Source organism: Mesorhizobium sp. M1A.F.Ca.IN.020.03.2.1 (assembly GCF_004023205.1).
Lineage (GTDB): Bacteria > Pseudomonadota > Alphaproteobacteria > Rhizobiales > Rhizobiaceae > Mesorhizobium.
Genome location: NZ_RZSV01000008.1, coordinates 1 through 25,854, shown reverse-complemented (window position 1 = coordinate 25,854; position 25,854 = coordinate 1). Strand labels below are relative to the sequence as shown.

At 63.8% G+C, this 25,854-nt stretch carries 18 protein-coding genes and 1 pseudogene; 6 read left to right on the top strand and 13 right to left on the bottom strand.

The window, feature by feature from the left end; all coding sequences use genetic code 11:
- Positions 1–4: 4 nt before the first annotated feature.
- The 4 genes from EOA79_RS02720 to EOA79_RS02705 all read right to left on the bottom strand — a co-directional run bounded on the left by EOA79_RS02720 (position 5) and on the right by EOA79_RS02705 (position 4,105).
- Positions 5–1,096, bottom strand: a complete 1,092-nt coding sequence (locus EOA79_RS02720) for a Gfo/Idh/MocA family oxidoreductase (protein ID WP_067003969.1) — start codon at positions 1,094–1,096, stop codon at positions 5–7.
- A 74-nt stretch (positions 1,097–1,170) separates the two neighbouring features.
- On the bottom strand, positions 1,171–2,343 hold the full coding sequence (locus tag EOA79_RS02715; protein WP_095823484.1) for an ABC transporter substrate-binding protein: 1,173 nt from the start codon (positions 2,341–2,343) through the stop codon (positions 1,171–1,173).
- A gap of 83 nt (positions 2,344–2,426) precedes the next feature.
- Positions 2,427–3,275, bottom strand: a complete 849-nt coding sequence (locus EOA79_RS02710; RefSeq protein ID WP_095823483.1) for an ABC transporter permease — start codon at positions 3,273–3,275, stop codon at positions 2,427–2,429.
- Complete coding sequence (locus EOA79_RS02705; protein ID WP_095823482.1) at positions 3,272–4,105, bottom strand: ABC transporter ATP-binding protein; 834 nt, start codon at positions 4,103–4,105, stop codon at positions 3,272–3,274. Before EOA79_RS02705 ends, EOA79_RS02710 begins: the two co-directional genes overlap by 4 nt.
- A gap of 272 nt (positions 4,106–4,377) precedes the next feature.
- Here EOA79_RS02705 and EOA79_RS02700 point away from each other — a divergent pair, with 272 nt between their 5' ends.
- Together EOA79_RS02700 and EOA79_RS02695 are read left to right on the top strand one after the other, a co-directional pair.
- Positions 4,378–5,325, top strand: coding sequence for a MurR/RpiR family transcriptional regulator (locus EOA79_RS02700; protein WP_095823481.1), 948 nt, complete (start codon positions 4,378–4,380; stop codon positions 5,323–5,325).
- A gap of 52 nt (positions 5,326–5,377) precedes the next feature.
- Positions 5,378–7,168 carry an NAD(P)/FAD-dependent oxidoreductase gene (locus tag EOA79_RS02695; protein ID WP_128292851.1) on the top strand — a complete coding sequence of 597 codons (1,791 nt, stop codon included), beginning with the start codon at positions 5,378–5,380 and terminating at the stop codon, positions 7,166–7,168.
- 5 nt (positions 7,169–7,173) lie between these two features.
- Here EOA79_RS02695 and EOA79_RS02690 read toward each other — a convergent pair whose 3' ends face one another.
- Positions 7,174–8,397 (bottom strand): amidohydrolase/deacetylase family metallohydrolase, encoded by a 1,224-nt coding sequence (locus EOA79_RS02690; protein WP_095823479.1) that lies wholly within the window; start codon positions 8,395–8,397, stop codon positions 7,174–7,176.
- Positions 8,398–8,426: 29 nt separating this feature from the next.
- Entirely contained in the window at positions 8,427–8,792 is a 366-nt protein-coding gene (locus EOA79_RS02685; protein ID WP_067318812.1) for a RidA family protein, read from the bottom strand.
- Positions 8,793–8,990: 198 nt separating this feature from the next.
- Between EOA79_RS02685 and EOA79_RS02680 the strand changes: the two genes are divergently transcribed.
- Positions 8,991–9,476, top strand: a complete 486-nt coding sequence (locus EOA79_RS02680) for a hypothetical protein (RefSeq protein ID WP_095823478.1) — start codon at positions 8,991–8,993, stop codon at positions 9,474–9,476.
- A 96-nt stretch (positions 9,477–9,572) separates the two neighbouring features.
- On the opposite strand, the gene EOA79_RS02675 is transcribed toward EOA79_RS02680, so the two are convergent.
- Complete coding sequence (locus tag EOA79_RS02675; protein ID WP_095823477.1) at positions 9,573–9,827, bottom strand: hypothetical protein; 255 nt, start codon at positions 9,825–9,827, stop codon at positions 9,573–9,575.
- Between the two features lie 207 nt (positions 9,828–10,034).
- Between EOA79_RS02675 and EOA79_RS02670 the strand changes: the two genes are divergently transcribed.
- From EOA79_RS02670 to EOA79_RS02660, 3 genes are all read left to right on the top strand, one after another.
- A complete protein-coding gene (locus EOA79_RS02670) occupies positions 10,035–11,534 on the top strand; it encodes an ATP-binding protein (RefSeq protein ID WP_095823476.1) in 1,500 nt (499 codons plus the stop codon).
- 140 nt (positions 11,535–11,674) lie between these two features.
- Positions 11,675–17,395 (top strand): HAMP domain-containing protein, encoded by a 5,721-nt coding sequence (locus EOA79_RS02665; RefSeq protein WP_245322271.1) that lies wholly within the window; start codon positions 11,675–11,677, stop codon positions 17,393–17,395.
- Positions 17,396–17,418: 23 nt separating this feature from the next.
- On the top strand, positions 17,419–19,488 hold the full coding sequence (locus EOA79_RS02660; protein WP_095823474.1) for a response regulator: 2,070 nt from the start codon (positions 17,419–17,421) through the stop codon (positions 19,486–19,488).
- Between the two features lie 9 nt (positions 19,489–19,497).
- Here the strand turns inward: EOA79_RS02660 and EOA79_RS02655 are convergent, their stop codons facing one another.
- The 6 genes and pseudogenes from EOA79_RS02655 to EOA79_RS02630 form a co-directional block, all read right to left on the bottom strand.
- Positions 19,498–20,484, bottom strand: coding sequence for an ABC transporter permease (locus tag EOA79_RS02655; protein WP_095823473.1), 987 nt, complete (start codon positions 20,482–20,484; stop codon positions 19,498–19,500).
- The gene (locus EOA79_RS02650; protein ID WP_067003944.1) at positions 20,481–21,467 is read right to left on the bottom strand and encodes an ABC transporter permease; all 987 of its coding nucleotides are present in this window, start codon (positions 21,465–21,467) and stop codon (positions 20,481–20,483) included. The genes EOA79_RS02655 and EOA79_RS02650 overlap by 4 nt, the downstream gene beginning before the upstream one ends.
- A complete protein-coding gene (locus EOA79_RS02645; RefSeq protein WP_095823595.1) occupies positions 21,464–23,011 on the bottom strand; it encodes a sugar ABC transporter ATP-binding protein in 1,548 nt (515 codons plus the stop codon). The genes EOA79_RS02650 and EOA79_RS02645 overlap by 4 nt, the downstream gene beginning before the upstream one ends.
- Positions 23,012–23,165: 154 nt before the next feature.
- Positions 23,166–24,200, bottom strand: a complete 1,035-nt coding sequence (locus EOA79_RS02640) for an ABC transporter substrate-binding protein (protein WP_067003942.1) — start codon at positions 24,198–24,200, stop codon at positions 23,166–23,168.
- A 69-nt stretch (positions 24,201–24,269) separates the two neighbouring features.
- Positions 24,270–25,184 (bottom strand): sugar phosphate isomerase/epimerase, encoded by a 915-nt coding sequence (locus EOA79_RS02635; protein WP_095783498.1) that lies wholly within the window; start codon positions 25,182–25,184, stop codon positions 24,270–24,272.
- Positions 25,185–25,202: 18 nt separating this feature from the next.
- Positions 25,203–25,854: pseudogene (locus EOA79_RS02630) on the bottom strand (mannitol dehydrogenase family protein); the annotation flags it as partial.

Below are 25,854 nucleotides of genomic sequence, written 5' to 3'. Positions count from 1 at the left end.
AGCTTCAGGTCAGCTCGACGGTCCGCTTCTCCGCGATGCTCTGCTCGGCGGCTAAAACGATGCGCAGGCTGTTGACGGCGGCATCCATTTGCTCGGTCAGATCGAGGTCCTCACGGATGGCGCGCAGGAAGAAGGCCTGCTCGCGGTCGCAAAGCTCCTGATGGCCGGGCTCGTCCTCCATGCTGACGATCTCGTCGGGCTTCGAGAAGTTCTTGTCGCCATCGACCTGCGCGTAGTGGATCTTCAGCGCGTCGGTCTTGGTGTGGCGGTCGATGTCGGCGGAATCCGATACCTCCTCGGCTTCCTTGGCGCTGCTTGCGGACTGGCCGGCGACGATCGAAACGGCGCCTTTCGGGCCGACCACATCCTTCACGAAATAGGCGGTCTCGCTCATCATCGGGCCCCAGCCGGCTTCATACCAGCCGACCGAGCCATCATCGAAAGTGACGTGCAGATGGCCATAGTTCTGCTTGTCGGCCTCGGCCCAGAGTTTGGCGCCGATGCCGTGCACGCGCACCGGCTTGGCGCCGGTCAGCTGGCACATGACGTCGACATAGTGCACGCCACAGTCGACGATCGGGATCAGCGAGTCGATCAGGTTCTTGTGCCAGTGCCAGGCGCTGCCGCTGCTCTGCTGGTTGAGGTTGAGGCGCATCACCAGGGGCTTGCCGAGCGTCTTGCCGACCTCGATGAATTTGATCCAGGACGGGTGGACGCGCAGGATGTAGCCCAGAACCAGCTTCCGGTTCTTGGCCCGCGCGGCGGCCACCACCTTCTCGGCGTCGGCGATGTTGGTGGCGAGGGGCTTTTCCATGAACACATGGCAGTTGGCGGCGATCGCCTTCAGCGCGTATTCGGCATGCGTGTTCGGCCAACTGTTGATCGAGACCGCGTCCGGCTTGGTCTCCTTCAGCGCCAAGTCGAAATCCTCATAGAGCGGATAGCCGGCGAGCTCCTTCGGGATCTTCTTGTTGCTCTTGATGGTGCGGCTCATGATGCCGACGATCTCGAAGCCGTCGGAGCGGTGATAGGCGCTCGCATGCGAAGCGCCCATATTGCCCAGACCAACCACCAGGATTTTTACTTTGTCGGCCATGTCAGCCTCCCCAATGCTCTTTGAACAGTAGCTCGGGCGGCATCAGGCGCCGCCCGATGGTCAATGCGCCCGCCTTACTTGACGGCGGAATCGAACAGGTGCGCCTTGATCTTCTCGACGTCGAGCGCGGCAAAGCCTTCCGACAGTTTCACGCCGTCGGCATCGGCCTTGACCTTCGCCTTGTCGAAGTCGTTGGCGGTCGGAATCAGGTCGTTGGTGCAGACGTCTTCGGCCTTCACCGGCGCGGTGATCTGGCCGATCTTCAGGATCTCGTCGAAAAAGCCCTGCCAGCTCGCCATGTCGTGCGAGCCCCAGCCACTGCGCTTGTCCATGTCACCGCGGAAGACGTTGATCTGCTGCAGGATCGAGGTGGTGCCGAGCTCAGGGCCAAGGTTCTTGGCCAAGGTCGGGAATTGCTCGAACACGGTTTCGACGGCCGCGCGCGGGTTCTGGTAGCCGAATTCGAGGCCCATCGCCCAGCCGCGCAGATATTTTTCGAGGAAGGCCTTCTTGTCGGGATCCTCGAGATCGGCGGCGCGCACGACGAAGGTGTTGGCCGGAAGCTTGGAATTCTGGACGCCGAGCCAATATTCGAAGTCGAGGTCCTTGGCGATCCATTCGGCGCGCAGACCTTCCCAGGAGAGTGCGGCATCGCCTTGGCCGCCGGCGAGCGCGGTGCCCCAGGTCGGCCACCCGGCCTCGACATATTTCACCTTCTTGATGTCGACACCCTGCGCGGCAAGCAGCGGATCGACGATCGCCTGCCAAGCGGCGGAGCCGAGCAGGATCGTCTTGCCTTCGAGGTCCTTCAGGTTCTTGGTGCCCTGGCCCTTGCGGAAGGCGATGCTGAAGGTGTCGCGCGCGCCCATGTGGAACACCGACTTCAGCTTCATGCCGTTCTGGATGGCGAAGGAGAAGACGCCGGGCGAGGGGAAGCCCATGTCGGCCTGGCCGACATCGACGAACTTGACCGTCGCGGTGCCGTCAGACGGACCCGGCTGCATGTCGGTGGCGAGGTCGCCGAAATAGCCGGCCTTCTTGGCCGACCAGTAGGGATAGTCGTCCAGCACTTCGAGCGTGCCGCGCGGCGAAATCCAGGTGAATTTTTCATAAGCCGCCGCGCTGGCTTTCAGACCCGATGCGCCGAGCGCGGTGGCGGTCACGACGCCGGCGGCCGTCACTTGCAGGAAGTAGCGGCGGCTGATGCCCGCTCTTGTCGCCGTACTGAATAAGCTTTCGTTGGTCATGGCATTCCCCTTTTGTTGATTGCCGTTATCGATCGCTTGCCCTTGCCTTCGCCCGTCTCCCGGGCGATCTCATCCGTCCGCGCTCATGCCTCCCAGCTCGCCCATTTCTTGCCGATCAGGAAGAAGAGCACGTAGATCAGGATGCCGAGCGTCGACAGGATCAGCACCACCGCGAAGAATTGCGGCATCTGGATCATCGACGAATACGAGGTAAGCCGGTTGCCGAGGCCGAAGCCGCCGCCGACCATCTCGGCACCTACCGCAGTGAGGAGCCCGAAGATCGCGCCGATCATCAGCCCGACCAGGATCATCGGCAGCGCCATCGGCGCGCGGATCTTCCAAAAGATCTGCAAGGTGCTCGCGCCATAGGAGCGAGCGAGCGCGATCTTGGCGCTGTCCACGCGCCGGAACCCGGTCGCGGCATTGATCATCACCATCGGTCCGGCGGCTAAAGCTACCGCGATAATGCGCGGCGTGTAGCCGAAGCCGAAGCGCAGGATGAGAAGCGGCACCAGCGCCAGCATCGGCGTGGTGACGAGGATCAAGATGTAAGGCGCGACGATCTTCTCGGCGAAGGGAAACTGCGTGATCACCGCCGCCATCACCAGCCCGACGACGGCGCCGATGGCAAAGCCGGAGAAGAGCTCGACCAGCGTGTAGCCGAGATGCGGCGCGATCAGCGGGAACTCGTCGAACAAAGCGTAAACGATCGCACTCGGCGGCGGCATGATGTATTGCGGCACGTGGAAGATGCGCAGCGCCAGCTCGATGCCGCCGATGATCACCGCCGCGACGACGAGAATCGCGGCCACCTCGGCACCGGACTTGACGCCCGGGCCGCCGGCGAAGGCGGAGAGGTTGGTGAGGCTGACATCCTGGCCGTCGCCGGACTTGGCCTTGGAGAATTCCGGAATGGCGTCGCCCCCGCTCACGGCCTGATCCTCACGATTTCAGCGCTCTTGTGTTGCAACTGCTCCTGCGCCCTCGGACGGCGCTCGCCGACGATGTCCATCTTGATGCGGTTGGTGAGGTCGAAGACCTCCTTGGTGGCCATGATCTCCAGCGAGCGCGGGCGCGGGAACGGCACGTCGTAGACCTTGGCGACGCGTCCCGGCCGCGCGGTTAGCACCACGACCCGGTCGGAGAGGAAGATCGCTTCCTCGATGCTGTGGGTGATGAAAACAATGGTCGTCTTAGTATCGAGCCAGATCTCCTCGACGAGGCGGTTCATCTCCTCGCGGGTGAAGCTGTCCAACGCACCGAAGGGCTCATCCATCAAGAGCACGGAAGGCTTCAGCGCCAGCGCGCGGACGATCGCCGCGCGCTGCTGCATGCCGCCGGAAAGCTCGCGCGGGAACTTGCCGCCGAAGCCGTCGAGCCCGACGCGATGAAGCAGATGCGCGATCCAGGCGCGATCGGGCTTCTCGCCCTTGATCTCGAAAGGGAAGTTGATGTTGGCGTCGAGATTGCGCCAGGGCAGAAGGTTCGCTTCCTGGAAGACGATACCGATCTCGGGACGCGGGCCAGTGACCTCCTTGCCGTCAAGCAGTATCGCGCCGCTGGTCAGACGATGCAGACCCGACATCGACCACAAGAGCGTGGTCTTGCCGCAGCCGGAGGGGCCGACGATGGAGACGATCTCGTTGGCGTGCACGTCGAGGCTGCAGCGGTCCAGGGCGAGAAGATCGCCGGAGGCCGTGGTATAAACCTTGCTCGCTGCCTGCACGCCGAGCTTCGGCGTTCTTGCGCTGCCGGTATTCATGCTCCCCTCGGAGACTGCGTGATTGGGTTGCCGGAGCCCCCTCTGTCCGCGAAATCAGTCTGTAACTATCCTACTTTACTGTCAAGCGGCGGGCAAAGATCTGGTGCTGTCGAAATCGACCAAAGCTTGTATAAGCGTCTGATTTCCCCTGTGTTTTGATGCGCTTGCAGTGTGTGTTACTTTCCTACATACTCACTTCGGTTGATTGCCTATGGCCAGCCGGCGGATAATCACAAATATGGTGGTCCAGAAACGGCAGAGAAGGACGGCCAATGACCGAAGCTGACAGCCAGGCGCTGCGGATTTCCGACGCGGATGACGGCCGGCATGATCATGTCAGGCGCTTCCCCGACATCATTTCGCAGGTGAAGGACAGCTACACGGACTTGCGGCCGGCGGAGCGTCGCGTCGCCGACGTCGTGCTCGACGACGTCAAATATGCCGTCGATGCATCGAATGCCGCGCTGGCGCAGCGCGCCCAGGTCAGCGAGCCGACGGTCACCCGTTTCTGCCGCGCCATCGGATGCGACGGCGTGCGCGACTTCAAGCTGAAGCTGGCGCAGAGCCTCGTCGTCGGCGCGCTTTATCTTAGCACCAAGCCGCAACCCACGAACGGCGACAGCGGCATGCCGTTCTGGAACGCCGTGTTCGGCGAAGCGCGCCGCGCGCTGCAGGAGGCCGAACGGCAGATCGATCCAGGGCAGTTGCAGAAAGCGGCGGAGCTGATCGCCAAGGCCAGGCAAGTGACGGTATTCGGACTTGGCGGCAGCTCATCGGCGCTGGCGCAAGAGACGCAGTATCGCCTGTTTCGCTATGGCATCACCATCAGCGCGCAATGCGATCCGTATCTGATGCGCATGACGGCTTCGACGCTGAAGCCGGGCGATGTGGTGATCGCGATATCGGCGACCGGCCGTACCCGGGAGGTGATCGAGGCGGTGGAGCTTGCCAAGCACTATCGCGCCGACGCGATCTGCGTGACCGCGCCGGACACGGAGCTGACACGCGTCTGCGATGTCCAGCTGACGATGGCGGTTCCCGAATATCCCGACACACTGAAGCCGACAGCTTCGCGCTACGCCTTTCTTGTGGCCATCGACCTGCTCGCGGTCGCGTCCGCCTACAAGCTCGACGGCCCGGCGCGCGAGACGGTGCGCCGCATCAAATATAACGCCCAGATCCATCGGACGGGGAAGGAGATGGAGCCGCTCGGCGACTGAGAAAAGCCGCAACGCGGCTATGATCTGCGCAATTCAGGGGAAACGAACATCAATGCTCGACATCGCACCATCGCAACAGGCGGCAACCTGGCTCGGCACATTCGGCCGCGCGCTCGAGGCGGGTGACATCGAGGCGGCGACGAACCTTTTCGTGGACGATTGCTACTGGCGCGATCTGCTGACCTTCACATGGAACATCAAGACCATGGAGGGCCAACCGGCGGTCCGCGAGATGCTCAAGGCGACGCTTTCCTCGACGCAACCATCGCACTGGCGCCTGTCCGGGGAGTCAAGCGTCGCCGACGGCGTCATCGAGGCCTGGTTCAGCTTCGAGACGGCCGTGGCGCGAGGCGAGGGCATCCTGCGGCTCAAGGACGGCCGCTGCCGGACGCTGTTCACGGCGATGAGCGAGCTCAAGGGTTTCGAGGAGCAGAAGGGGCCTGCCCGGCCGCTCGGCATCCGCCACAAGGCCGATCCCGAACGCGAGACCTGGGCGGCAGCAAGAGCGCGCGAGGCGCGTGAGCTCGGCGTGCACGAGCAGCCCTATTGCCTGGTGATCGGCGGCGGCCAGGGCGGCATCATGCTCGGCGCCCGTCTGCGGCAGCTCGGCGTTCCCACCCTCATCGTCGAGAAGAACGCGCGCGCCGGCGATTCCTGGCGCAACCGCTACCGCTCGCTCGTGCTGCACGACCCGGTCTGGTACGACCATCTGCCTTACATTCCGTTCCCGGAAAACTGGCCGGTGTTCACGCCCAAGGACAAGATGGGCGATTGGCTCGAAATGTATGCCCGCGTCATGGAGCTGAACTACTGGGTCGCCACCAAATGCATCAGTGCGGCCTATGACGAGCCCGAAAAGCTCTGGACGGTGGTGGTCGATCGCGCCGGCGAGCGCATCACGCTGAAGCCGAAGCACATCGTGTTCGCCACCGGCGCCTACGGGCCGCCGCGGCAGATCGATCTGCCTGGCGCGGACAGCTTCAAAGGCGAGCTTTTGCATTCCAGCCAGTACTCGACCGGCGAGAAATTCCGCGGCAAGCACGTCGCGGTGATCGGCGCGGCGAGCTCCGGCCACGATGTCAGCGTCGACCTCTGGGAAGCCGGCGCCAAGGTCACCATGGTGCAGCGCTCGCCGACGACGGTGGTGAAGTCGGACACGCTGATGGAGGTCGGCTTCGAGATCTTTTCGGAAAAGGCGCTGGCGCGGGGCATCACCACCGACAAGGCCGACATGATCGTGGCTTCGACACCCTTCGCGCTGGTCCCAAAAGGCCAGCGGGCGCTCTATGACGTCATCCGCGAGCGCGACGCGGATTTCTACAAGCGCCTCAGCGACAGCGGCTTTGCCATCGACTTCGGCGAGGACGAGACCGGACTGCTTATGAAAGCCTATCGCACCGGCTCCGGCTACTACATCGATGTCGGCGCCTGCGAGCTGATCCTGAACGGCGAGATCGCGGTGAAGAGCGGCGTCGGCATCAAATCGCTGACGCCGACCGGCATCCTGTTTGAGGACGGCAGCGAGCTGGCGGTCGACGCGATCGTCTCCTGCACCGGCTACCAGTCGATGAACGAGACGGTGGCAGTGATCGTTTCTCGCGAGGTCGCCGACAAGGTCGGCCCGTGCTGGGGTCTCGGCTCCGGCGTTAAGGGCGACCCCGGCCCGTGGCAGGGCGAGTTGCGCAACATGTGGAAGCCGACGGCCCAGGAGGCGCTATGGTTACACGGCGGCAATCTCGCGCTGTCGCGCTTCTATTCGAAATTCGTGGCGCTGCAGCTCAAGGCGCGGATGGAGGGGATTGCGACGCCTGTCTATGGCGAGCCGAGCAATTGGCGACGGTGAGCCAATCAGCGCCCGAAGTGCCTGGCCGCAACCTCGACATGCGTATGGTGCGCATGGGCCTCGAAGCGCTCGGTCTCATTATGGTCGGGCGCCTCGTTCCGCCACCATTTGCCGCCTATCACGATGCCTTTCGAGACCAGCCGCTGGTCCGCGATGAGTGACGCACCGACCGCATCGACAAAGGTGAAGCGGCCAGGCTGCAGCCTCAGCACCGCGACATCGCCGATGCCGCCGACTTTAAGCGCCCCGAGCTCGGGCCTGGCGATCGCATCGGCCGGGCGCTGCGTTGCCGCGCGCACGACCTCGACCAGCGGCATGCCGAGCGCCATGAGCTTCGACATGCAGACGAGAATATCGAAGGCAGGGCCGTCGACGCAGTAGAGATGCACATCGCTCGAGATGACGTCCGGCGCCAGCCCTTCCGCCAGCATCGCCTTCGCCACCTCGAAGTCGAAGGAGCCCATGCCGTGGCCGATGTCGAAGATGACGCCGCGCTCGCGCGCCTGCCGCATATCCGGCCGCACCGCGCCCGAAGCGAAGACCGGCGCGTTGGGGAACGGCCGGAAGCAGTGAGTGAGGATGTCGCCGCGGCGGAGCCTGGGCAGCACTTCCGAGCGGCCGGGCGGCGGCTCGTCGATGTGCGCCATCAGCGGCAGGCCGGCTCGGTCCGCGGCTTCGAGCGCGAGGTCGACCGGCGCGATGCCGCTGGTGCCGCCGGCGTGCTTCCCGGAACGGACTTTTACGCCGACGACGACAGCGGCATGCTCGCGCACCGCGGCCACCGTCTCGCGCGGCTCGCAGAGCCTGAGATCGCTGCATTCGCCGACGGATACCGTCTCGGCGAAGCCGAATATGCCGGCAAACGAGATGTTGACGTAGGCAAGGATGCGGACCTTCGAACGCTCGATGACATGGCGGCGAAACCCCAGGAAATTGCCGGCGCCGGCGCTGCCGGCATCGATGAAGGTGGTGGTGCCACTCTTGGCGGCGAGCCGGTCAGCGTCGACACCGAGCGAGGTGCCGCCCCAGTAGACGTGGCTGTGCAGATCGACGAGGCCGGGGGTGACGATGCAGCCGCTGGCGTCGACGACCTCACCGGCGGTCTCGCTATCGATGGTCGCTTCGATGGCGGCGATTCGGCCATCGGCGACAGCGATGTCGCGCGGCGCATCCAACCCGGAAGCCGGGTCGATCACACGGCCGCCCTTGATCAACAGATCGAACTGCATTCCGCGCCTCCGTTGCTGTCTGGCCGCGATCAGACCGGCCGGTAGGCGACGGCCTCGATCTCGATCTTGATGTCGATCATCAGGCGCGACTCGACGGTGGTGCGCGCCGGTGGGTCATTCGGGAAGTGCCTGGCATAAACCGTATTGAAGGCGCCGAAATCGCGGGCGTCCTCGAGCCAGACGGTGGTCTTCACCACGTCGTCCATGGTGCATCCGGCCAGCGCCAGCGCAGCCTTGACGTTTTGCAGCACCTGCTCGGCTTGGTCAGTTATGCCGCCCTTGACTACCAGGCCGTCGCTGCCCACCGGCACCTGGCCGGAGACATAGACGAAATCGCCGGCGCGGACGGCAGGCGAGAGCGGGACATGCGACTTTCCGAAGCACTGCTTGGGCAAATGAATCTCCTGTTGTCGAGCGTAAGGACCGTTCTTGCAGCCGTCTACGCTTGTAGAGGTGATCCTCCAAGAGGCAATGTCGGAAAGCAACATTTTTCGGAAATTCATGTTGCTTTATTACAAATCGTGAGCATCCTGCACCCCGAACCGGCGATGCGACCGGTGGGTTGCTGATCGAACGCAAGGGGAAGAGCCAGCATGACCTTTGACAAGAATCCGTTTCCGGAAGGCGATGCCGATCGCCATGCGCTGTGGGAAATGCTGGTGCGGCGCGACATCGACGCCTTCCTCGGCCAGGATTGGTCGTTGGTCGAGGACGACTTCATCGCCGAGAGCTTCTTCGGCATGCATGCGCATTTCCTGCCCAATGCCGACGCCTGGCGGCTGCAGTTTCCCAAGCTGGAAATCTATCGCGACGAATGGCTGCGGCAGGCCAAGGAAACAGCCGCGACGGAATTCGCCGAGCCGCTACGCGAGGCGATTTTCCGCGTCACCAATCTGCGCGACATCGACGTCGACGGCGATCGTGCTGTGCTGCACAAGAAGTTCGACGGCTCGATCGCCAAGGCCGACGGCAGCGTCGACCGCCTGAAATGGCAGACGCTCTACTTCTGCCGCAAGGTCGGCGGGCGCTGGAAGATCACCGGCTTCGTCGGTTATATGCCGCATCCGCTGGGAAGCTAATGCATGTCGCCCGGACGTGCGCACGTTCTGGGACACCGACATGCCCCAAACAAGGATTTACAGCGCCTCGCCTAATCCTTTTCAGCGCAACGAGGTTTAGGACAGGCGCGGCAACCGCTCGTCGGGCGAGCGGTGATCGAAGACGACGCCCATGGTCTTACCAACAGCGGCCATGACGATCAGTTCGACCAGATGGTCGTCGCTGTCTCCGCAGGCGGGGTCCGATTGGCGGATGGCATCGAGCATTGCCCGGGTCGAAACAGTGTCGCCGGCGCGAAATTTCGAAAGAGCAGACGAAACAATGTCTTGCACCGTCAGGTCTATGACGGGCACCCCCGCAGCGACGTTCATAAGCCTCCTCCTGCCATGAACCCCTCCCTCAAGGGATGATACGCTGATCGGGGGATTGCGCCAGCGAAATGGTGGTCGGACCAGTTCAGCTGTCGATGGCCTGCCGTTAGATGTGGAACACCGCGCCGAGGCCCTGGGCCATGCTCGACGCACCGCACGCCGGTTGCTAAGTCCCTCCCGCGCAGGGAGACTATCCGAGTCGAGAATATGACGGTTGCGATCGAGATGGGGCAGACGTCGGCAGGCGCGCCGGCGGCCCTCGACCTTGAGGAGCTGCTGGCGACCCGCCTGCTGGTGCAGGGCAACTCGGGCTCGGGCAAGTCGCATCTGCTGCGTCGGCTGCTGGAGCAGAGCGCGCCCTGGGTGCAGCAGACCATCGTCGATCCCGAAGGCGACTTCGTCTCGCTCGGTGAGCGCTACGGCCATCTGGTGATCGACGCCGAGGATCATACCGAGCGCGGCCTGCAGGCGGCCGGCGAGCGAGCGCGCATCCACCGCGTCTCGACGGTGCTAAACCTCGAAGGGCTCGATGCCGAGAACCAGATGCGGCGCGCCGCAGCTTTCCTTGGCGGGCTGTTCGAGGTCGCGCGCGACCATTGGTATCCGATGCTGGTGGTGGTGGACGAGGCGCAGCTCTTCGCGCCGGCTGCTGCAGGCGAGGTCTCGGATGAGGCGCGCAAGCTTTCGCTCGGCGCCATGACCAATCTGATGTGCCGCGGCCGCAAGCGCGGGCTCGCCGGCATCATCGCCACGCAGCGGCTGGCGAAACTCGCCAAGAACGTCGCGGCGGAGGCCTCCAACTTCCTGATGGGCCGCACCTTTCTGGACATCGACATGGCGCGCGCCGCCGACCTGCTCGGCATGGAGCGGCGGCAGGCGGAAGCCTTCCGCGACCTCGAGCGCGGGCATTTCATGGCGCTCGGTCCGGCGCTGTCGCGCCGCCCGCTCAGCGTGCGGATCGGATCGACCGAGACGAGCCCGCGCAACGGCACGCCGCGGCTGATGCCGCTGCCCGAAGCGACGCTCGAAGATGCGCGCGCCATCATCCTCGCGGCACCGCCGCCGGAGGCGATCCGGCCGCAGCGCCGGCCGTCGCCCGACCTGCTCGATCAGTTTATGGCTGCCAAGGCCGCGCCGCTCGACATCCGCCCCGAGCCGGCCGAGACGCAGCCGAGCGCCGAGGACCTCGCCGAGCGGCGCGGACGGATGGACCGTATCCTGCGCGCCATCCTGGCTGAGCCCGATGCCGGATTCCGCGTCATCGGCGTGCTCTATCAGGAGTTCGTGGTCCGCTGCCGGATCGAAGGACTCGCTTCGGTGGTGCCCGACCTTTCGGAATTCCGACGCATGCTGACGCGCGCCCGCGCCGGCGTCGGCTCGGACATCGCCGAGGACGACGCGTGGCGCGACGTCTCCGTGCGCGCATCGCTTCTGCCGGAGGACATGCAGGGCGTGTTCATGATGATCGCGAGGGCGGCGAAGGAAGGCTGGCCCTGTCCGAGCGACGCGGCGATCGCCCGCGCTTATGGCTCGCATTCGCTGCGTCGCGCCCGGCGCCTGCTCGATTACATCGAGGAGCAGGGGCTGATCGTGTGCCAGATCGACGGTGCTGGCCGCCGCACGGTGACGCTGGTCGAGCTCGCCTGGGCAACGGCCCCGGGCGATCCGAATGCCGGAGAAGAAGAGCCGGGCAGTTCGGCTGCATAAGAATCCGGCCTGAGCGTCTCTGCGGCAAGCTTCGCCACATCTGATTAACCACCTGTTCAAACAGGCACGGAACCAAACAGGCCGCGATGCGTTCTGGCCCTCGGCTTAATATAGCTGTCGGGGCAGGCGCGGAGGGGAGTGTGGGCGTTTCTCGTTCGTCAAAGGAACAATTCGATTCCCGTCAGATACTCAACGCCCTCAAAGCCTTTCGAAACGGTGACTTCTCCGTCCGCATCGAGAATTCTTATGAAGGGTTGAACGGCGAGATCGCCGACACATTCAATCAGATCGTCGAGTTGAACGACCAGATGGCGCGAGAATTTGCGCGGCTGAGCAGGGTCGTCGGCAAGGACGGCCGCATCGGCGAACGCGGCCATGTGAGGAACGCCAAAGGCAGCTGGGAATCGAGCGTCCGTTCGGTCAACGACCTGATCGAGGACATGGTGCAGCCCACCGCGGAAGTTGCCCGCGTCATCGGCGCGGTCGCCAAGGGCGATCTGTCCCAATCCATGATGGTGGAAATTGACGGCAGGCCGCTTCGTGGCGAATTCCTGCGCATCGGTAAAATCGTCAACACCATGGTTGAGCAGCTCGCGTCCTTCACGTCGGAGGTGACGCGTGTGGCGCGCGAGGTCGGCACCGAAGGCAAGCTGGGCGGTCAGGCACGCGTCAGGGGGGCGGCCGGCACTTGGAAGGACCTGACCGACAATGTCAACGCGATGGCGACCAACCTGACCAGCCAGGTGCGCAACATTGCGGAGGTGACCACGGCTGTCGCATCTGGCGACTTGTCGAAGAAGATCACCGTCGACGTGAAGGGCGAGATCCTCGAACTGAAGAACACCATCAACACGATGGTGGACCAGCTCAACTCCTTCGCCTCGGAGGTGACCCGCGTCGCGCGTGAGGTCGGCACCGAGGGCAAACTCGGAGGCCAAGCCCGTGTCGAGGGCGTTGGCGGTACTTGGAAGGACCTAACCGACAGCGTCAACCTGATGGCCGCCAACCTGACCGGCCAGGTGCGCAACATCGCCGATGTGACGACGGCGGTGGCTTTGGGCGACCTCTCCAAGAAGATTACCGTCGACGTGAAAGGCGAAATTCTGGAACTGAAATCGACCATCAACACCATGGTCGATCAGCTCAACTCATTTGCCGGCGAGGTGACGCGCGTGGCGCGCGAGGTCGGCACGGAAGGCAAGCTCGGCGGCCAAGCACAGGTGCGCGGTGTCGCCGGCACCTGGAAGGACCTGACCGACAACGTCAATTCCATGGCGGCGAATCTTACCGGTCAGGTGCGCAACATCGCCGAAGTGACTACCGCGGTGGCACTGGGTGACCTCTCGAAGAAGATCACCGTCGATGTAAAGGGCGAGATCCTGGAGCTGAAGAACACCATCAACACGATGGTGGACCAGCTGAACTCCTTCGCCTCGGAAGTCACCCGCGTGGCACGCGAGGTCGGCACCGAGGGAAAGCTGGGCGGCCAAGCTGAAGTCCGTGGAGTCGGCGGCACGTGGAAGGACCTGACGGACAACGTCAACCTGATGGCCGCCAATTTGACCGGGCAGGTGCGCAATATCGCCGATGTGACCACGGCCGTTGCCAGGGGCGATCTTTCGAAAAAGATCACCGTCGATGTGAAGGGCGAAATCCTCGAACTGAAGAACACCGTCAACACCATGGTGGACCAGCTCAATTCATTCGCGTCGGAGGTCACCCGCGTGGCGCGCGAAGTGGGCTCGGAAGGCAAACTGGGAGGTCAGGCGCATGTCGAGGGCGTCGGCGGCACCTGGAAGGATCTGACCGACAATGTCAACGCGATGGCCGGCAATTTGACCGTGCAGTTGCGCGACGTCTCCAAGGTCGCGACCGCAATCGCCACCGGCGACCTGACCCAGAAGATCACCGTCGACGCCTTGGGCGAAATCCTGCAGATCAAGGACGTCATCAATACGATGGTGGATCAGTTGAACTCCTTCGCCTCGGAGGTGACGCGCGTCGCCCGCGAAGTGGGTTCCGACGGCAAGCTCGGCGGACAGGCGCAGGTGCGCGGTGTTGCCGGCACCTGGAAGGACCTCACCGACAACGTCAACGCCATGGCCGCCAATCTCACGGGCCAAGTGCGCAACATTGCGGAGGTGACGACCGCCGTCGCACTCGGTGATCTGTCGAAAAAGATCACGGTCGATGTGCGCGGTGAAATCCTGGAGCTCAAGGACACCATCAACACGATGGTGGACCAATTGAACTCCTTTGCCTCGGAAGTGACGCGCGTGGCGCGCGAGGTCGGCACCGAAGGCAAGCTCGGCGGTCAGGCACAGGTGCGCGGCGTCGCCGGCACCTGGAAGGACCTGACCGACAACGTCAACTCGATGGCCGAGAACCTCACCGGTCAGGTTCGCAACATCGCAGAAGTTACCACAGCGGTGGCGCGAGGCGACCTGTCCAAGAAGATCACCGTCGATGTGAAAGGCGAGATCCTGGAGCTGAAGTCGACCATCAACACCATGGTCGACCAGCTCAACTCGTTCGCCGGCGAGGTGACGCGCGTGGCGCGCGAAGTCGGCACCGAAGGCAAGCTCGGCGGTCAGGCTCGGGTGGAGGGTGTGGCCGGTACCTGGAAGGACTTGACCGACAACGTCAATCTGATGGCGACCAATCTGACCAACCAGGTGCGCGGCATTGCCGACGTCGTCACCGCGGTTGCCCAGGGCAATCTGAAGCGCAAGCTTGCGGTCGATGCCAAGGGCGAGATCGCTTCTCTGGCGGACACGATCAACGGCATGATCGAGACGCTGGCGACCTTCGCGGATCAGGTGACCAACGTGGCTCGCGAGGTCGGCATCGAGGGCAAGCTCGGCGGCCAGGCCAGGGTGCCGGGCGCCGCCGGCCTGTGGCGCGACCTGACCGACAACGTCAATCAGCTGGCGGCGAACCTGACGACCCAGGTCCGGGCCATCGCCGAAGTGTCGACCGCGGTGACCAAGGGCGACCTCACCCGCTCGATCAGCGTGCAGGCCTCCGGCGAGGTCGCGGCGCTGAAGGACAACATCAACGAGATGATCCGCAACCTCAAGGACCAGACCTTGAAGAATGCCGAGCAGGATTGGCTGAAGACCAATCTCGCCCGTTTCTCGCGCATGCTGCAGGGCGAGCGGGACCTTGCCACGGTTTCGCGGATGATCATTTCCGAGCTCGCGCCGCTGGTGAACGCGCAATATGGCCTGTTCTACGTCACCAATCGCGACGAGGAAGAATCCTATCTGGAACTGGCCGCGTCCTACGCCGCCGAAGGCAAGGCCACCGTCCGCCAACGGGTCGACTTCCGCGAAGGCCTGATCGGGCAGTGCGCCGCCGACAAACGGGCAATCATGCTCGATGACGTCCCATCGAGCTTCCTGCGCATCACCTCCGGCCTGGGCGAGGCCCCGCCGGCGAGCGCCATCGTCCTGCCGGCATTGTTCGAGGACGAGGTCAAGGCGGTTATCGAACTGGCTTCGTTCAGCCGGTTCAGCGATACGCACCGCCTTTTCCTGGAGCAGCTCATGGAATCGGTCGGTATCGTGCTCAACACGATCGCCGCGACCATGCGCACGGAAGGGCTTCTCAAGCAATCGCAGCTTCTGACGTCCGAACTGCAGTCGCGTCAGACCGAGCTCACCAAGAAGCAGGAAGAGCTTCACGCCACCAATGAGGAGCTGCAGGAAAAGGCGCAACTGCTCGAGAATGAAAAGAAGCAGGTGGAAAACAAGAATCTCGAGATCGAGATGGCCAGGCGGGCTCTGGAGGAGAAGGCCGAGCAGCTGGCGCTGACCTCCAAATACAAATCCGAATTCCTGGCGAACATGAGTCACGAGCTGAGGACGCCGCTAAATTCGCTTTTGATCCTGTCCAATCTGCTTGCGACAAACCAGCAGGGGAATCTGAACGACAAGCAGATCGATTTCGCGCGTACGATCAACTCGGCAGGTACCGACCTGCTCAGCCTCATCAACGACATACTGGATCTTTCCAAGATCGAGTCCGGCACGGTGTCGATCGAAATCAACGACATGCCGCTCGCACACCTGCGCCAGCATATGGAGCGGACTTTCAGACAGCTTGCGGCTGACAAGGGGCTCGGCTTCACCATCAAGATCGAGCAAGCCCTGCCTGAGACGATCCGCACGGACGAAAAGCGGCTGCAGCAGATCGTGCTCAATCTGCTGTCCAATGCCTTCAAATTCACTTCCAACGGCGAGGTGATCCTGAACATCCATGCCGAGAGAACCGGCCGCAAGAACGGTGCGGGCCCCCGGGCGCTGGCGATCGCCGTTACCGATACCGGGATCGGCATTCCGGAAGACAAGCAAAAGCTTATCTTCGAGGCCTTTCAGCAGGCCGACGGCACGACCAGCCGCAAATATGGCGGCACTGGCCTCGGCCTTTCCATCAGCCGGGAAATCGCCCGGCTGCTCGGCGGTGAGCTACGCGTCGAAAGCGAGCCAGGCAAGGGATCGACCTTCACCCTGGTCATCCCCTTCGACGGCCCGCGCAGCAGCAGCCTGGCGGCGCCGATCGAGCTTTCGCCTGCCGACGTCATCGCGGCGGGCGTCCAGCCAGCAGATACTTCGGGTACCCCAGAACTGGCCGACGATCGTGACTCGATCAACCCCTCGGACAGGGTGGTGCTTATTGTCGAGGACGATCCGACCTTCGGAGGGCTGCTGCTCGGTCTTGCTCGATCCGCCGGGCTGAAGGGGGTGCTTTCAACGGCCGGCTCCGGCACGCTGGCACTCACCCGCAAGCTCATGCCCGATGCGATCACGCTCGATCTCGGCCTTTCAGACATCGACGGCTGGGTGCTTTTCGACCTTCTGCGGCATGACCAGAAGACCAGGAACATTCCGATCCATGTCATCTCCGGCGCCGAAGATCTCGAAGTGCTGACGCGCAGGGGCGCTGCAAGCGTTTCGAGCAAGCCGGTTTCGGCCGGCGAGCTCGCCCGCGTTTTCGAGGAAATCCATTCGCGGAACCTGAGGGTGCAGCGCAACGTGCTGATCGCCGATCCCGACCCCGAGCGCCGCCTGGCCCTGGTGGAAGCCATCCGCGATGGCATCACCTCGGTCACCGCGGTCGGTCGTGTCGCCGCCAACGCGGACGAGGTGGGCGCCGCCGCGTATGACGCGATTGTTTTCGGGTTTGGGCGTTCGGCCAAGGACAACGCCCAGATGCTCGACGAAATCGTGTCTCAGTTCAGCGACGCTCTACCGCGCCTGCTGTTCTTCACGCCGCACCCGGACGCGTTTCTGCAGCAGGTCGCGCTGCATCCGGCACTAGGCGATGTCCCACGTGCCGACAACTTCGGCCAACTCGGGCTCCTGATCTCGGCGGCACTGCCAAGCGACACGCAGAGCGAACAGATCTTGGCCACCGAGCAGGTCGACAATGCCGATCTCGCCGGCGCCAAGGTTCTGATCGTCGACGACGACATTCGCAACATCTACTCGTTGACCAGCGTGCTGGAGACTTACGACATTGATGTGCAGCATGCCGAACGGGGCCGGGACGGCATCGCGTTGCTCGAAGAAACACCCGACGTCGATGTCGCCTTGATCGACATCATGATGCCGGAAATGGACGGCTACGAGACCATGCGTCGGATTCGGGCCATGCCGGCGATAGCCCACATCCCATTGATCGCGGTTACCGCCAAGGCGATGAAAGGCGACCGTCAGAAATGCCTGGACGCCGGCGCATCCGACTACATCGCCAAACCGGTCGACCTCGATCTGCTGCTTGCGTTGCTGCGGGTTTGGATCGGTCGCGCGCGAGCGCGGGCTGAGCCCTTCGCGCCGGCATTGATGACCGCCATCTGAAAGCGCTCCGGCAGGTAAAAGGAATGGCCGCGATCGAGGCAGAAAGAAGCGAACCGGTCGAAGGATTGCGGGCACGCGTTCTCGCGGTCGATGATGACGAACGCAATCTGCTTGCCATCGCGGAGGTGCTTGGCGAAGTCGGCGAGGTCGTCTGCGCCCAGTCGGGTGAGGAAGCGCTGCGCTTCCTGCTCAAGGAAGATTTCGCCGTCATCCTGCTCGACGTGCTCATGCCGAACCTCGACGGCTACGAGACGGCCACGCTGATCCGCCGGCGTGAACGATCGAAAAACACGCCGATCATCTTCCTTACTGCGATCAGCAAGGAAGAGGCGCATATGCTGCGCGGCTATGACGTCGGCGCTGTCGACTACCTGTTCAAGCCGTTCGACCCGGTGATGCTTCGCTCCAAGGTTATGGTCTTCGTCGATCTTCATGAGAAGACGCGCGAGATCGAGCGAAACGCGGCGCGGGAGCAGCGGCTGCTCGAACAGGCGCTGAAGGCCAAGTCGGACAAACTCGATGCCGAGCGGGCGCTGCGCCATTCGGAAGCAAGGCAGGAGGCGATTCTTGCCTCGCTTCCGATCTGTTTTCATGCCCGCTCGGCTGAGGCGCCTTTCGCCCCAAGCTACGTCTCGAAAGGCGTCGAGCGGCTGACAGGGTTCCCGCCGAGCCGTTTCCTGTCGCATCCGGATTTCGGGCTCAGCCGGGTTCACCCCGACGATCGCGAGGAGGTAACCAGGTCGCTTTCGGCGGCATGCGAGACGGGGTCCTATGGCTGCGAATTTCGCTGGCGGTGCGCCAATGATGAATATCGCATCTTCTTCGATCGGGGCGTGGTTTCCAAAGATGACGCTGGGCTCGAGTTGCTTGGCACCATGCAAGACATAACAGAGCAACGCCGCCTGGAGAGCCAGCTGCTGCAGTCGCAGCGGCTCGATGCGATCGGCAAACTGACCGGCGGACTCGCCCATGACTTCAACAATCTCCTCGCGGCGATCCTTTCCGGCCTAAGCCTGCTCGAGCGACAGCTGACGCTGGACGGCAACGCTACCAAGATCCTCGACATGACACGCCGCTCCGCCGGGCAAGGCAGGGATCTCGTCCAGCGCATGCTCGCTTTTTCGCGACGCCAGGACCTGAAGCCCGTGGCAGTACCCTTGTCGAGCCTTGGGGATACGATGAACGGGTTGGTTGCCCCTGTCCTTGGAGGCCTCGTGCGCTTCAAGTGGCTGGTGAGTGACGACACATGGCCCGTATATGTGGATGCGGCGCAGCTCGAGCTCGCCTTGATGAACCTCATCTTCAATGCGCGAGACGCAATGCCTTCGGGAGGCACGGTTCTCGTCCGGACGAGCAACCGCAGCGTCGGCCACGCGGGCGACGAACTGCCGGCCGGCGACTATGTGGTGGTCGCTGTCGAGGACACCGGGACCGGAATTGCCGGCGACATGATAAGCAAGGTGGTCGAGCCGTTTTTCACAACCAAGCCGATCGGGAAGGGCACGGGGCTGGGTCTCAGCACCGTCTATGGTTTCGCCAAGCAGTCGGGCGGCACGCTCAGGATAGAGAGCGAGGTGGACCGCGGCACCATCATAGAACTGTGGCTGCCCCGATCCAATCAGCCGCAGGATGTCACCGAGGCTATCGCTGTTGCCGGCGCAGAGGCTGTCGAGGCCGTCGACGCGGAGCGCGCCACGGCGGTTGGCGAACGATCACTGACCGTTCTGCTCATCGATGACAGCCACTCCTTGAGAGAAATGACGGCCATGTCGCTCAGGCAGTCCGGCTTCGAGGTCGTAGGGGCCTCCGGCGGAGCCGAAGCGCTTGCGGCCATTGAGAGAGAGCCGGATCGATTCGACGTGATCGTCACCGACTTTGCCATGCCCCTTATCTCGGGCATAGACGTGATCCGGTTTGCCCGCAATCTGCGTGCCGGCTGGCCCGCGGTTATGATCACCGGCTATGCGGATGCGGAGAAAATCGTGGAGCGCCCCCTCGATGTCGCGCTCGTCGGCAAGCCGTTCGACGAAAAAGACCTTGTTGTGGCCATACATGCCGCAGCGCGCGGCAAGCTAATCAACGCCTCGGCATAGCTTCCCCTGTTACCTGTCCTCGATGATCCTCAAATAGGCCGCGGTCACGAACAGCACGATGGAACCGAAGAGGATGCGGCGGCCGCCTTCGGGCATATGCAGGATGGTGAGCAGCGTCGTCAGCACGGTCAGGATCAGCGCGCCGACAATGGTTCCCATATAGCCGCCGCGGCCGCCGAAGATCGAGGTGCCGCCGATGACGGCGGCAGCCACCGAAGGTAGCACCAGCGGCTCGGCGAGCGACAGCGAGGGCGCCTTGATCAGGCCGATATAGAGCAGGCCGGTGATGCCGGCGAGCAGGCTGGAGATGACATAGAGCGCCGTGATCACCTGCCAGTAGCGGACGCCCGAAAGCCGTGCAGCGCGCTCATTGTCGCCGACGGCGTAGAGCAGGCGGCCGAAGCCTGTACGGTTCAAGGTGAAGACGATCAGCACCGCCACCGGCACGAACAGGAAGAGCGCGTTGGGGAAGCCGTAGGTGAGACCGGTGCCGAGCCAGTTGAGGAAATCCGGAATCTTGGCGCCGGAGGCGATCACGGTGCGCTGGTAGACCTGCAGGAAGCCGGTGCCGATCAGGCTGGTGCCGAGCGTCATGATCAGCGGATGGACGCGGAAGACGCCGACGCCGACGCCGTTGACGAGGCCGATTAGCACCGCCGGCAGCATGGCGAGGATGAAAGCCACCGTCGGATCCTGGTTGACGATTTGCGTCGCCATGATGAAGGCGCTCATCGTCGCCACCGTGCCGACCGAGAGGTCGATGCCGCCGGTGAGCATCGTCATGGTCTGACAACCGGCGAGGATTGCCAGCGGAATGGCGAACTTGGCGGTGTTGGCGATCCAGCGCTCGTTGACGATCCCGGGGCGAAGAACCTGCAGGATCAGCACCAGTATGACGAGCAGGATGATCAGGGGAATGAGCGGCCGGTCCGCCATGAAGCGCTTCAGGCGGCGGCCGAGCGAGACCGGCTGGGGCATGGTCGCGCTGTTCGTCATGGTGTTGCTCCTGCCGGGCGGCCCCGGATGGTGATGAAGGCGCCGAACATCACCACGGCGACCATGATCGCGCCCTCGATGATGGCCGTGACGTTGGGATCGATGGCCAGAAGCGTCAGGTCGGTGCGCACCAGCCTGAGCACGAAGACGGCGATGATCGGCCCGAGCAGCCCACCCTTGCCGCCACCGAGCGCGACGCCGCCCAGCACCACCGCCGCGACGCTGGCCAGCAGATAGGGACCGGGGATCGGCGCGCCGATGCCGGTGCTGATGGTGAGCGACAGCCCGCCAAGTGCTGCGAACAGGCCGGAGAGCGCGTAAGCGACGATCCTGGTGCGGGCCACCGGCACGCCGCTGCGGAAGGCGGCGAGCTCGTTGCTGCCGATGGCGTAGATGGAGAGGCCAAGCCGCGAGCGCCTGAGCGGGATCCAGATGACGAAGAGGCAGACAAGCAGCAGCACCAGCGCCTTCGGGACCCAGGCATCGGCCCAATCGGGCAGGCCGGGGATCGGCATGGTGCCGACGACGGTGGCCTTCAGCCACTCGGCGGCTGCGCCGCCGGGCGCGTCAAGCACCAGAAGCGCCGCGCCTTGCAGAACGAAGAGCGTGGCTAAAGTAACCACGATATCCGGCACTCGGGTCACCACGATCAGGAGGCCGTTCAGCGCGCCGAGCACAAGGCCCATGGCCAGCACGAAGGGCACGACGAAGTACGCATATTCCTCGCTGGCGCCGTTCATCATCGAGGCGGCGGTGACGCTGGTCAGCGCCATCATGGCGGCCACCGACAGGTCGATGCCGCCGGCGATGACCACCACAGTCTGCGCGGCGACGGCGAAGGCGTAGGGGAGAACCGCCCGCGCCAGCGAGCCGAAGTCGCCGCTGCCGTAGCCCGGCTGGATCAGCTTGGTGACGACGAACAGGAATACGAGCAGGGCGAGCAGGCCGGCGACCCAGCCCTGGCGGCGCAGAAAGCGCATCATGGCGTGGTCTCCGCGTCGGACGTTGGCCTGACATCGGCAAGGATGCCGACATCGGCCCTGGCGCCGCGCGGCAGGCCGTAGGCGGCCCGCATCAGAGCCGGCTCGTCGGCGAGCTCGACCGGGAAGGTGTCGACGACACGGCCGCCGAAGATGACGATGACGCGGTCGCAGACACGCTGCACTTCCTCCAGCTCGGATGTGTAGAAGAGGACCGATTTGCCGAGGCCGGCGAGCTCGCGCAGCAATTTGTAAATTTCCTGCTTGGTGCCGACATCGATGCCGCGCGTCGGGTCGAAGCAGAGGATGGTGCGGGCATCTGCCGCGATCCAGCGGGCAATCGTCACCTTCTGCTGGTTGCCGCCGGAAAGGCGCTGGACCTCGCCCTGTGCGCGGGTGTCGATCTGCAGCCGGGCGATAGCGCTTGAAACCACCATATGCTCCCGGCGCACCTTGATCGGTCCCCATTTGCGCAGCGCAGCGCTGAAAGGCAGCGCGATGTTCTCGCGCACCGAACGCTGCATGGCTAAAGCCTCCGTGCGGTCACCCGGCACGTAAGCGAGGCCGGTCTGGATGGCATCGCTTGGATGGAAGAACTTCACCGGCGCGCCATCGACGGCGATCGTGCCGCCGGCCGGGCGGATCGAGCCGGCAAGGGCGGCGAAGAGCTCGTCCTGGCCCTGGCCCTCGAGGGCGACGACGCCGGCCACCTCGCCATTGGCGAGATCGAAAGAGACGTCATGCAGCTTCGTGCCGAGCTGCAGGTTGCGGACCGAAAGCCGAGGGTGGCTGTCCTTCACGACCGGCGCTTCGCTTGCCGTGCGCGCCGCGGCGACGCTGGTCTTCTCGATACGGGCGCCAAGCATCATCTCGACGATCTTTTCCTCGACGCCGGGCTCGATGTCGACCACGCCGACGGTTGCGCCGTCGCGCAGCACTGTGGCTCGGTCGCACAGCGCCGAGATCTCGACGAAACGGTGCGAGATGAAGATGACCGAGCGGCCGCTGTCGCCCTGGCGGCGCACGACTTCCAGCACTTTTTCGGCAAGGTTGGCGGGCAGCGCGGCCGTCATCTCATCGAGCAGCAGAACGTCGGGCTCGGCGGCGAGCGCGCGCGCTAGGTCGAGCACACGCAGGACGGCCAGCGGAATGTCGCGCGCGGTCTCGCGTATGTCGAGGTTCGGAATGCCGAGCTCGCGCACCCAGGCGCGGAACAGCTCGACCGGCGTGCCAGTGAGCCTGAGATTGGAAAGCACATCGAGGTCAGGGATCAGCGCCGGTTCCTGGTAGACCGGCAGCAGGCCGGCGCGACGCGCGGCGGCCGGAGAGCGGACATCGCGAGCTTCGCCGCGGATCAGGATGCGGCCGGCATCCGCCGGGATCGCACCGGTCAGGATCTTAACAAGGGTCGACTTGCCGGCGCCGTTGGCGCCCATCAGCGCATGCACTTCGCCCGCCAGCACCGATAATGATGCGTCACGCAGCGCCGACACCGCGCCGTAATTCTTCGCCACGCCGGTGGCGTCCAGCAATGTATTGTTCGGCAATTCGTTCGTCGTCAAAACCAGCGTTCTCGCATCAAGCGCCAAGGACGGCAGGTTCGCACCTGCCGTCCCGGCGACCTTATCTGTCGCAGCTCCTTATCGCAAAAACCGTCGGATGCTTTTTGCGAAATCTGCGAAGTTGAAGTCGCTCAGGCGACTATTCGCCCGGACCCTTGCAGGCGACGATCTGCTCCTTGGTGTAGGTGGTCCAGTCCGGGATAGAGATCGAGACCGGCCATTCGGGGCTGAGCGACGGGTCGGCGGCCGCCTTCAGCTTGGCCTTGCCTTCCTCCGTGACATTTTCCCAGAGCTGCGGCTCGACCAGAACGGTTTGCTGCGCCGGCTTCTTGCCGTCGAGGATCTGCAGTGCGAGCGTGACGCCGGCGCCGCCGATCGAGCCGGGATTGGTGACGGCAGCGCCGACCAGACCCTTGACCGTGTTCAACTGACCGACGAAGCCGGCATTGTCGGCGCCGACAACCGGCACCATCGGCGCCTGCTGCTCGACCAGAGCGTCGACGATGACGTTGTCGATGCCGGAGGTCCAAATGCCGTTGATCGGCGTTCCGGTGGCGAGGAAGGACAGGATCTGCTGCTTGGCCTGGTCCTGCTGCCAGCCGGTGAAGACTTCCTGCGCGACCTTCACGTCGGGGAATTCGGCCAGCGCCTTCTTGAAGCCCTTGTCGCGGTCGCTGTCGGCGGAAGCACCGGCGGCGCCGCGCATGTACAGCACCTCGCCCTTGCCGCCCATCTGCTGGAACAGCCACTTGGCGCCGAGATAGGCATACTGTTCCTGGTTGTTGGAGATGATGTATGCGGACGGCTCAGTCACCGCCTGGTCGACAGCGACGACGACGATACCGGCCTTGGTGGCTTCCTCCAGACCGGCCTTGATGCCGGCCGGATCGGCCGGGTTGACGACGATGGCGTTTACCTTGGCGCTGATCAGATTGCGGATGTCCTCGAGCTGGCCGGCGGCGTCGGTGTTGCGGTGGGCGATGTTGAGCTTCGCCACTTCGCCGGAGGCGAGCGCCTGGGCCTTCATGGCGCAGATCATTTCCTCACGCCAGCCATTGCCCTGCACGGTGTTGGAGATGCCGATCGTGTATTTGCCTTCGGCGGACGACACGCCCACCGAGGCAAGCAAGGCAGCGCCGGCAAGCAGTGGGGCCATGGTCAAGTATTTCTTCATTTCAGTACTCCTCCACATTGATTTCAGTTCCTGGGCTCCGAAGCGATCGAAGCCTAGCCGTTTGTCCCCTCATTTGACGAAGGGGCGCAGCACGTCGCGAGCCAGCAGGAAACCGCGCTTGACCTTCTCGTCGCTTCCCTCGAACCGGCGGTCCTCATGCTCGATGACCACCGGCCCGTCATATCCAGCCCGGTAAAGGCCCGAAAAGATGCTGCTCCAGTTGATGTCGCCAAGCCCCGGCATGCGTGGCACCTGCCAGCCTATGCCTGCGGAAAGGATCCCGCGCTCATACAAACCATCATGATCGATCATCAGGTCCTTGGCATGCACATGCAGCATGTGCGGGCCGAACTCGCGGATGAAGCGTTCCTTGTCGATCATCTGCCAGACGAGATGCGAGGGGTCGAAATTCATGCCGACGTCGCCGCCCCAGGCCTCGAGAATCCGGCGCCAGACATAGGGCGAATAGGCGATGTTGTGTCCGCCCGGCCATTCGTCATAGCTGAAGATCATCGGGCAGTTCTCGAAGGCGAGCTTGACGCCGTGCTCGCGCGCGTGGGCGATGATCGCGGGCCAGATTTTCTGCGCGGCCTGCCAGTTGTCGTCGACAGTCTTCGAGGCGTCGCCGCCGCAGAAGGTGTTGACGAGCGAGACACCGATTCGGCTTGCCAGCACGATCACCTTCTTCAGGTGATCGATCACCGCATCGCGATGCGCCTGATCGGGATGCAACGGATTGGGATAGAAACCGAGACCGGAGATCGTCAGGCCCTTGCCGGCGAGCTCAGCGGCAATGTCCTTGGCTTGCGCGGGGGAGGTGCCGGCGGCGTCGATATGGCTGGTGCCGGCATAGCGGCGGCTGGCGCCCGAAGTCTTCGGCCAGCAGGCGATCTCGAGCGCTTCGAAGCCGGCCGAGTTCGCCCAGTCGGCGACATCGCCGAGAGCAATATCCGGAAATGGTGCCGTGAGCAGTCCAAGCTTCATGATGCCTCCCGCTTCGTACTATGCAGATCGTGCTGGTCGCTTCAACCGTCCGTCTGTTGGGTCAGCGCACACATGTCTGACAAAGGCCATCGGATCATCTGACAGCAAACCATCGAGGCTGGTGACGACATTTGCATGGAACATGTCGCTGGCGGCAAGTGACGGATGAAAGATGGCTTCGATGGCAAGGATTGCATTGGCAAGGGCCTTGCTGTCCGAACCAACGCGGTCGGCGATGGCCGCAATCTTTTCGGCAAAAGGATCGGACACCTGCCAGGCGCGGCCGAAGCGCGACGACGCCTTGATCAGATAGGCCATCCAGCCCGCGATCGGAACCGACAGCAGCGCGCTGCTTTGGCCCTTAGCCAGGCGATCACTGACCGGGTTGAGCAGGCGCTGGACGATCTTCTGCGAGCCGTCGGTAGCAATCTGGTGATTGCGGTGGCGGATCGCCGTGTTGGCGAGGCGCGAAAGGCTTTGCTCGACATAGGCCGACGGCGAGATGCCGGGCACGGGCATCAGCGTCGGCAGCGTCTCTTCCGTCAGCATGCGGCGGACGAAGGTGGCAAGCAACGGGTCGGCCATGGCGTCCGATGTGTGCTCGAAGCTGCCCAAAACGCCAAGATAGCTGAGCGTCGTCTGGGCGCCGTTCAGCACCCGCATCTTGAGA

What these genes read in the sequence shown, in the direction of transcription:
- EOA79_RS02720 (WP_067003969.1), bottom strand. Translation starts at nt 1,096, where the DNA reads ATGGCCGACAAAGTAAAAATCCTGGTGGTTGGTCTGGGCAATATGGGC.
- EOA79_RS02715 (WP_095823484.1), bottom strand. Translation starts at nt 2,343, where the DNA reads ATGACCAACGAAAGCTTATTCAGTACGGCGACAAGAGCGGGCATCAGC.
- EOA79_RS02705 (WP_095823482.1), bottom strand. Translation starts at nt 4,105, where the DNA reads ATGAATACCGGCAGCGCAAGAACGCCGAAGCTCGGCGTGCAGGCAGCG.
- EOA79_RS02700 (WP_095823481.1), top strand. Translation starts at nt 4,378, where the DNA reads ATGACCGAAGCTGACAGCCAGGCGCTGCGGATTTCCGACGCGGATGAC.
- EOA79_RS02695 (WP_128292851.1), top strand. Translation starts at nt 5,378, where the DNA reads ATGCTCGACATCGCACCATCGCAACAGGCGGCAACCTGGCTCGGCACA.
- EOA79_RS02690 (WP_095823479.1), bottom strand. Translation starts at nt 8,397, where the DNA reads ATGCAGTTCGATCTGTTGATCAAGGGCGGCCGTGTGATCGACCCGGCT.
- EOA79_RS02680 (WP_095823478.1), top strand. Translation starts at nt 8,991, where the DNA reads ATGACCTTTGACAAGAATCCGTTTCCGGAAGGCGATGCCGATCGCCAT.
- EOA79_RS02675 (WP_095823477.1), bottom strand. Translation starts at nt 9,827, where the DNA reads ATGAACGTCGCTGCGGGGGTGCCCGTCATAGACCTGACGGTGCAAGAC.
- EOA79_RS02670 (WP_095823476.1), top strand. Translation starts at nt 10,035, where the DNA reads ATGACGGTTGCGATCGAGATGGGGCAGACGTCGGCAGGCGCGCCGGCG.
- EOA79_RS02660 (WP_095823474.1), top strand. Translation starts at nt 17,419, where the DNA reads ATGGCCGCGATCGAGGCAGAAAGAAGCGAACCGGTCGAAGGATTGCGG.
- EOA79_RS02655 (WP_095823473.1), bottom strand. Translation starts at nt 20,484, where the DNA reads ATGACGAACAGCGCGACCATGCCCCAGCCGGTCTCGCTCGGCCGCCGC.
- EOA79_RS02650 (WP_067003944.1), bottom strand. Translation starts at nt 21,467, where the DNA reads ATGATGCGCTTTCTGCGCCGCCAGGGCTGGGTCGCCGGCCTGCTCGCC.
- EOA79_RS02640 (WP_067003942.1), bottom strand. Translation starts at nt 24,200, where the DNA reads ATGAAGAAATACTTGACCATGGCCCCACTGCTTGCCGGCGCTGCCTTG.
- EOA79_RS02635 (WP_095783498.1), bottom strand. Translation starts at nt 25,184, where the DNA reads ATGAAGCTTGGACTGCTCACGGCACCATTTCCGGATATTGCTCTCGGC.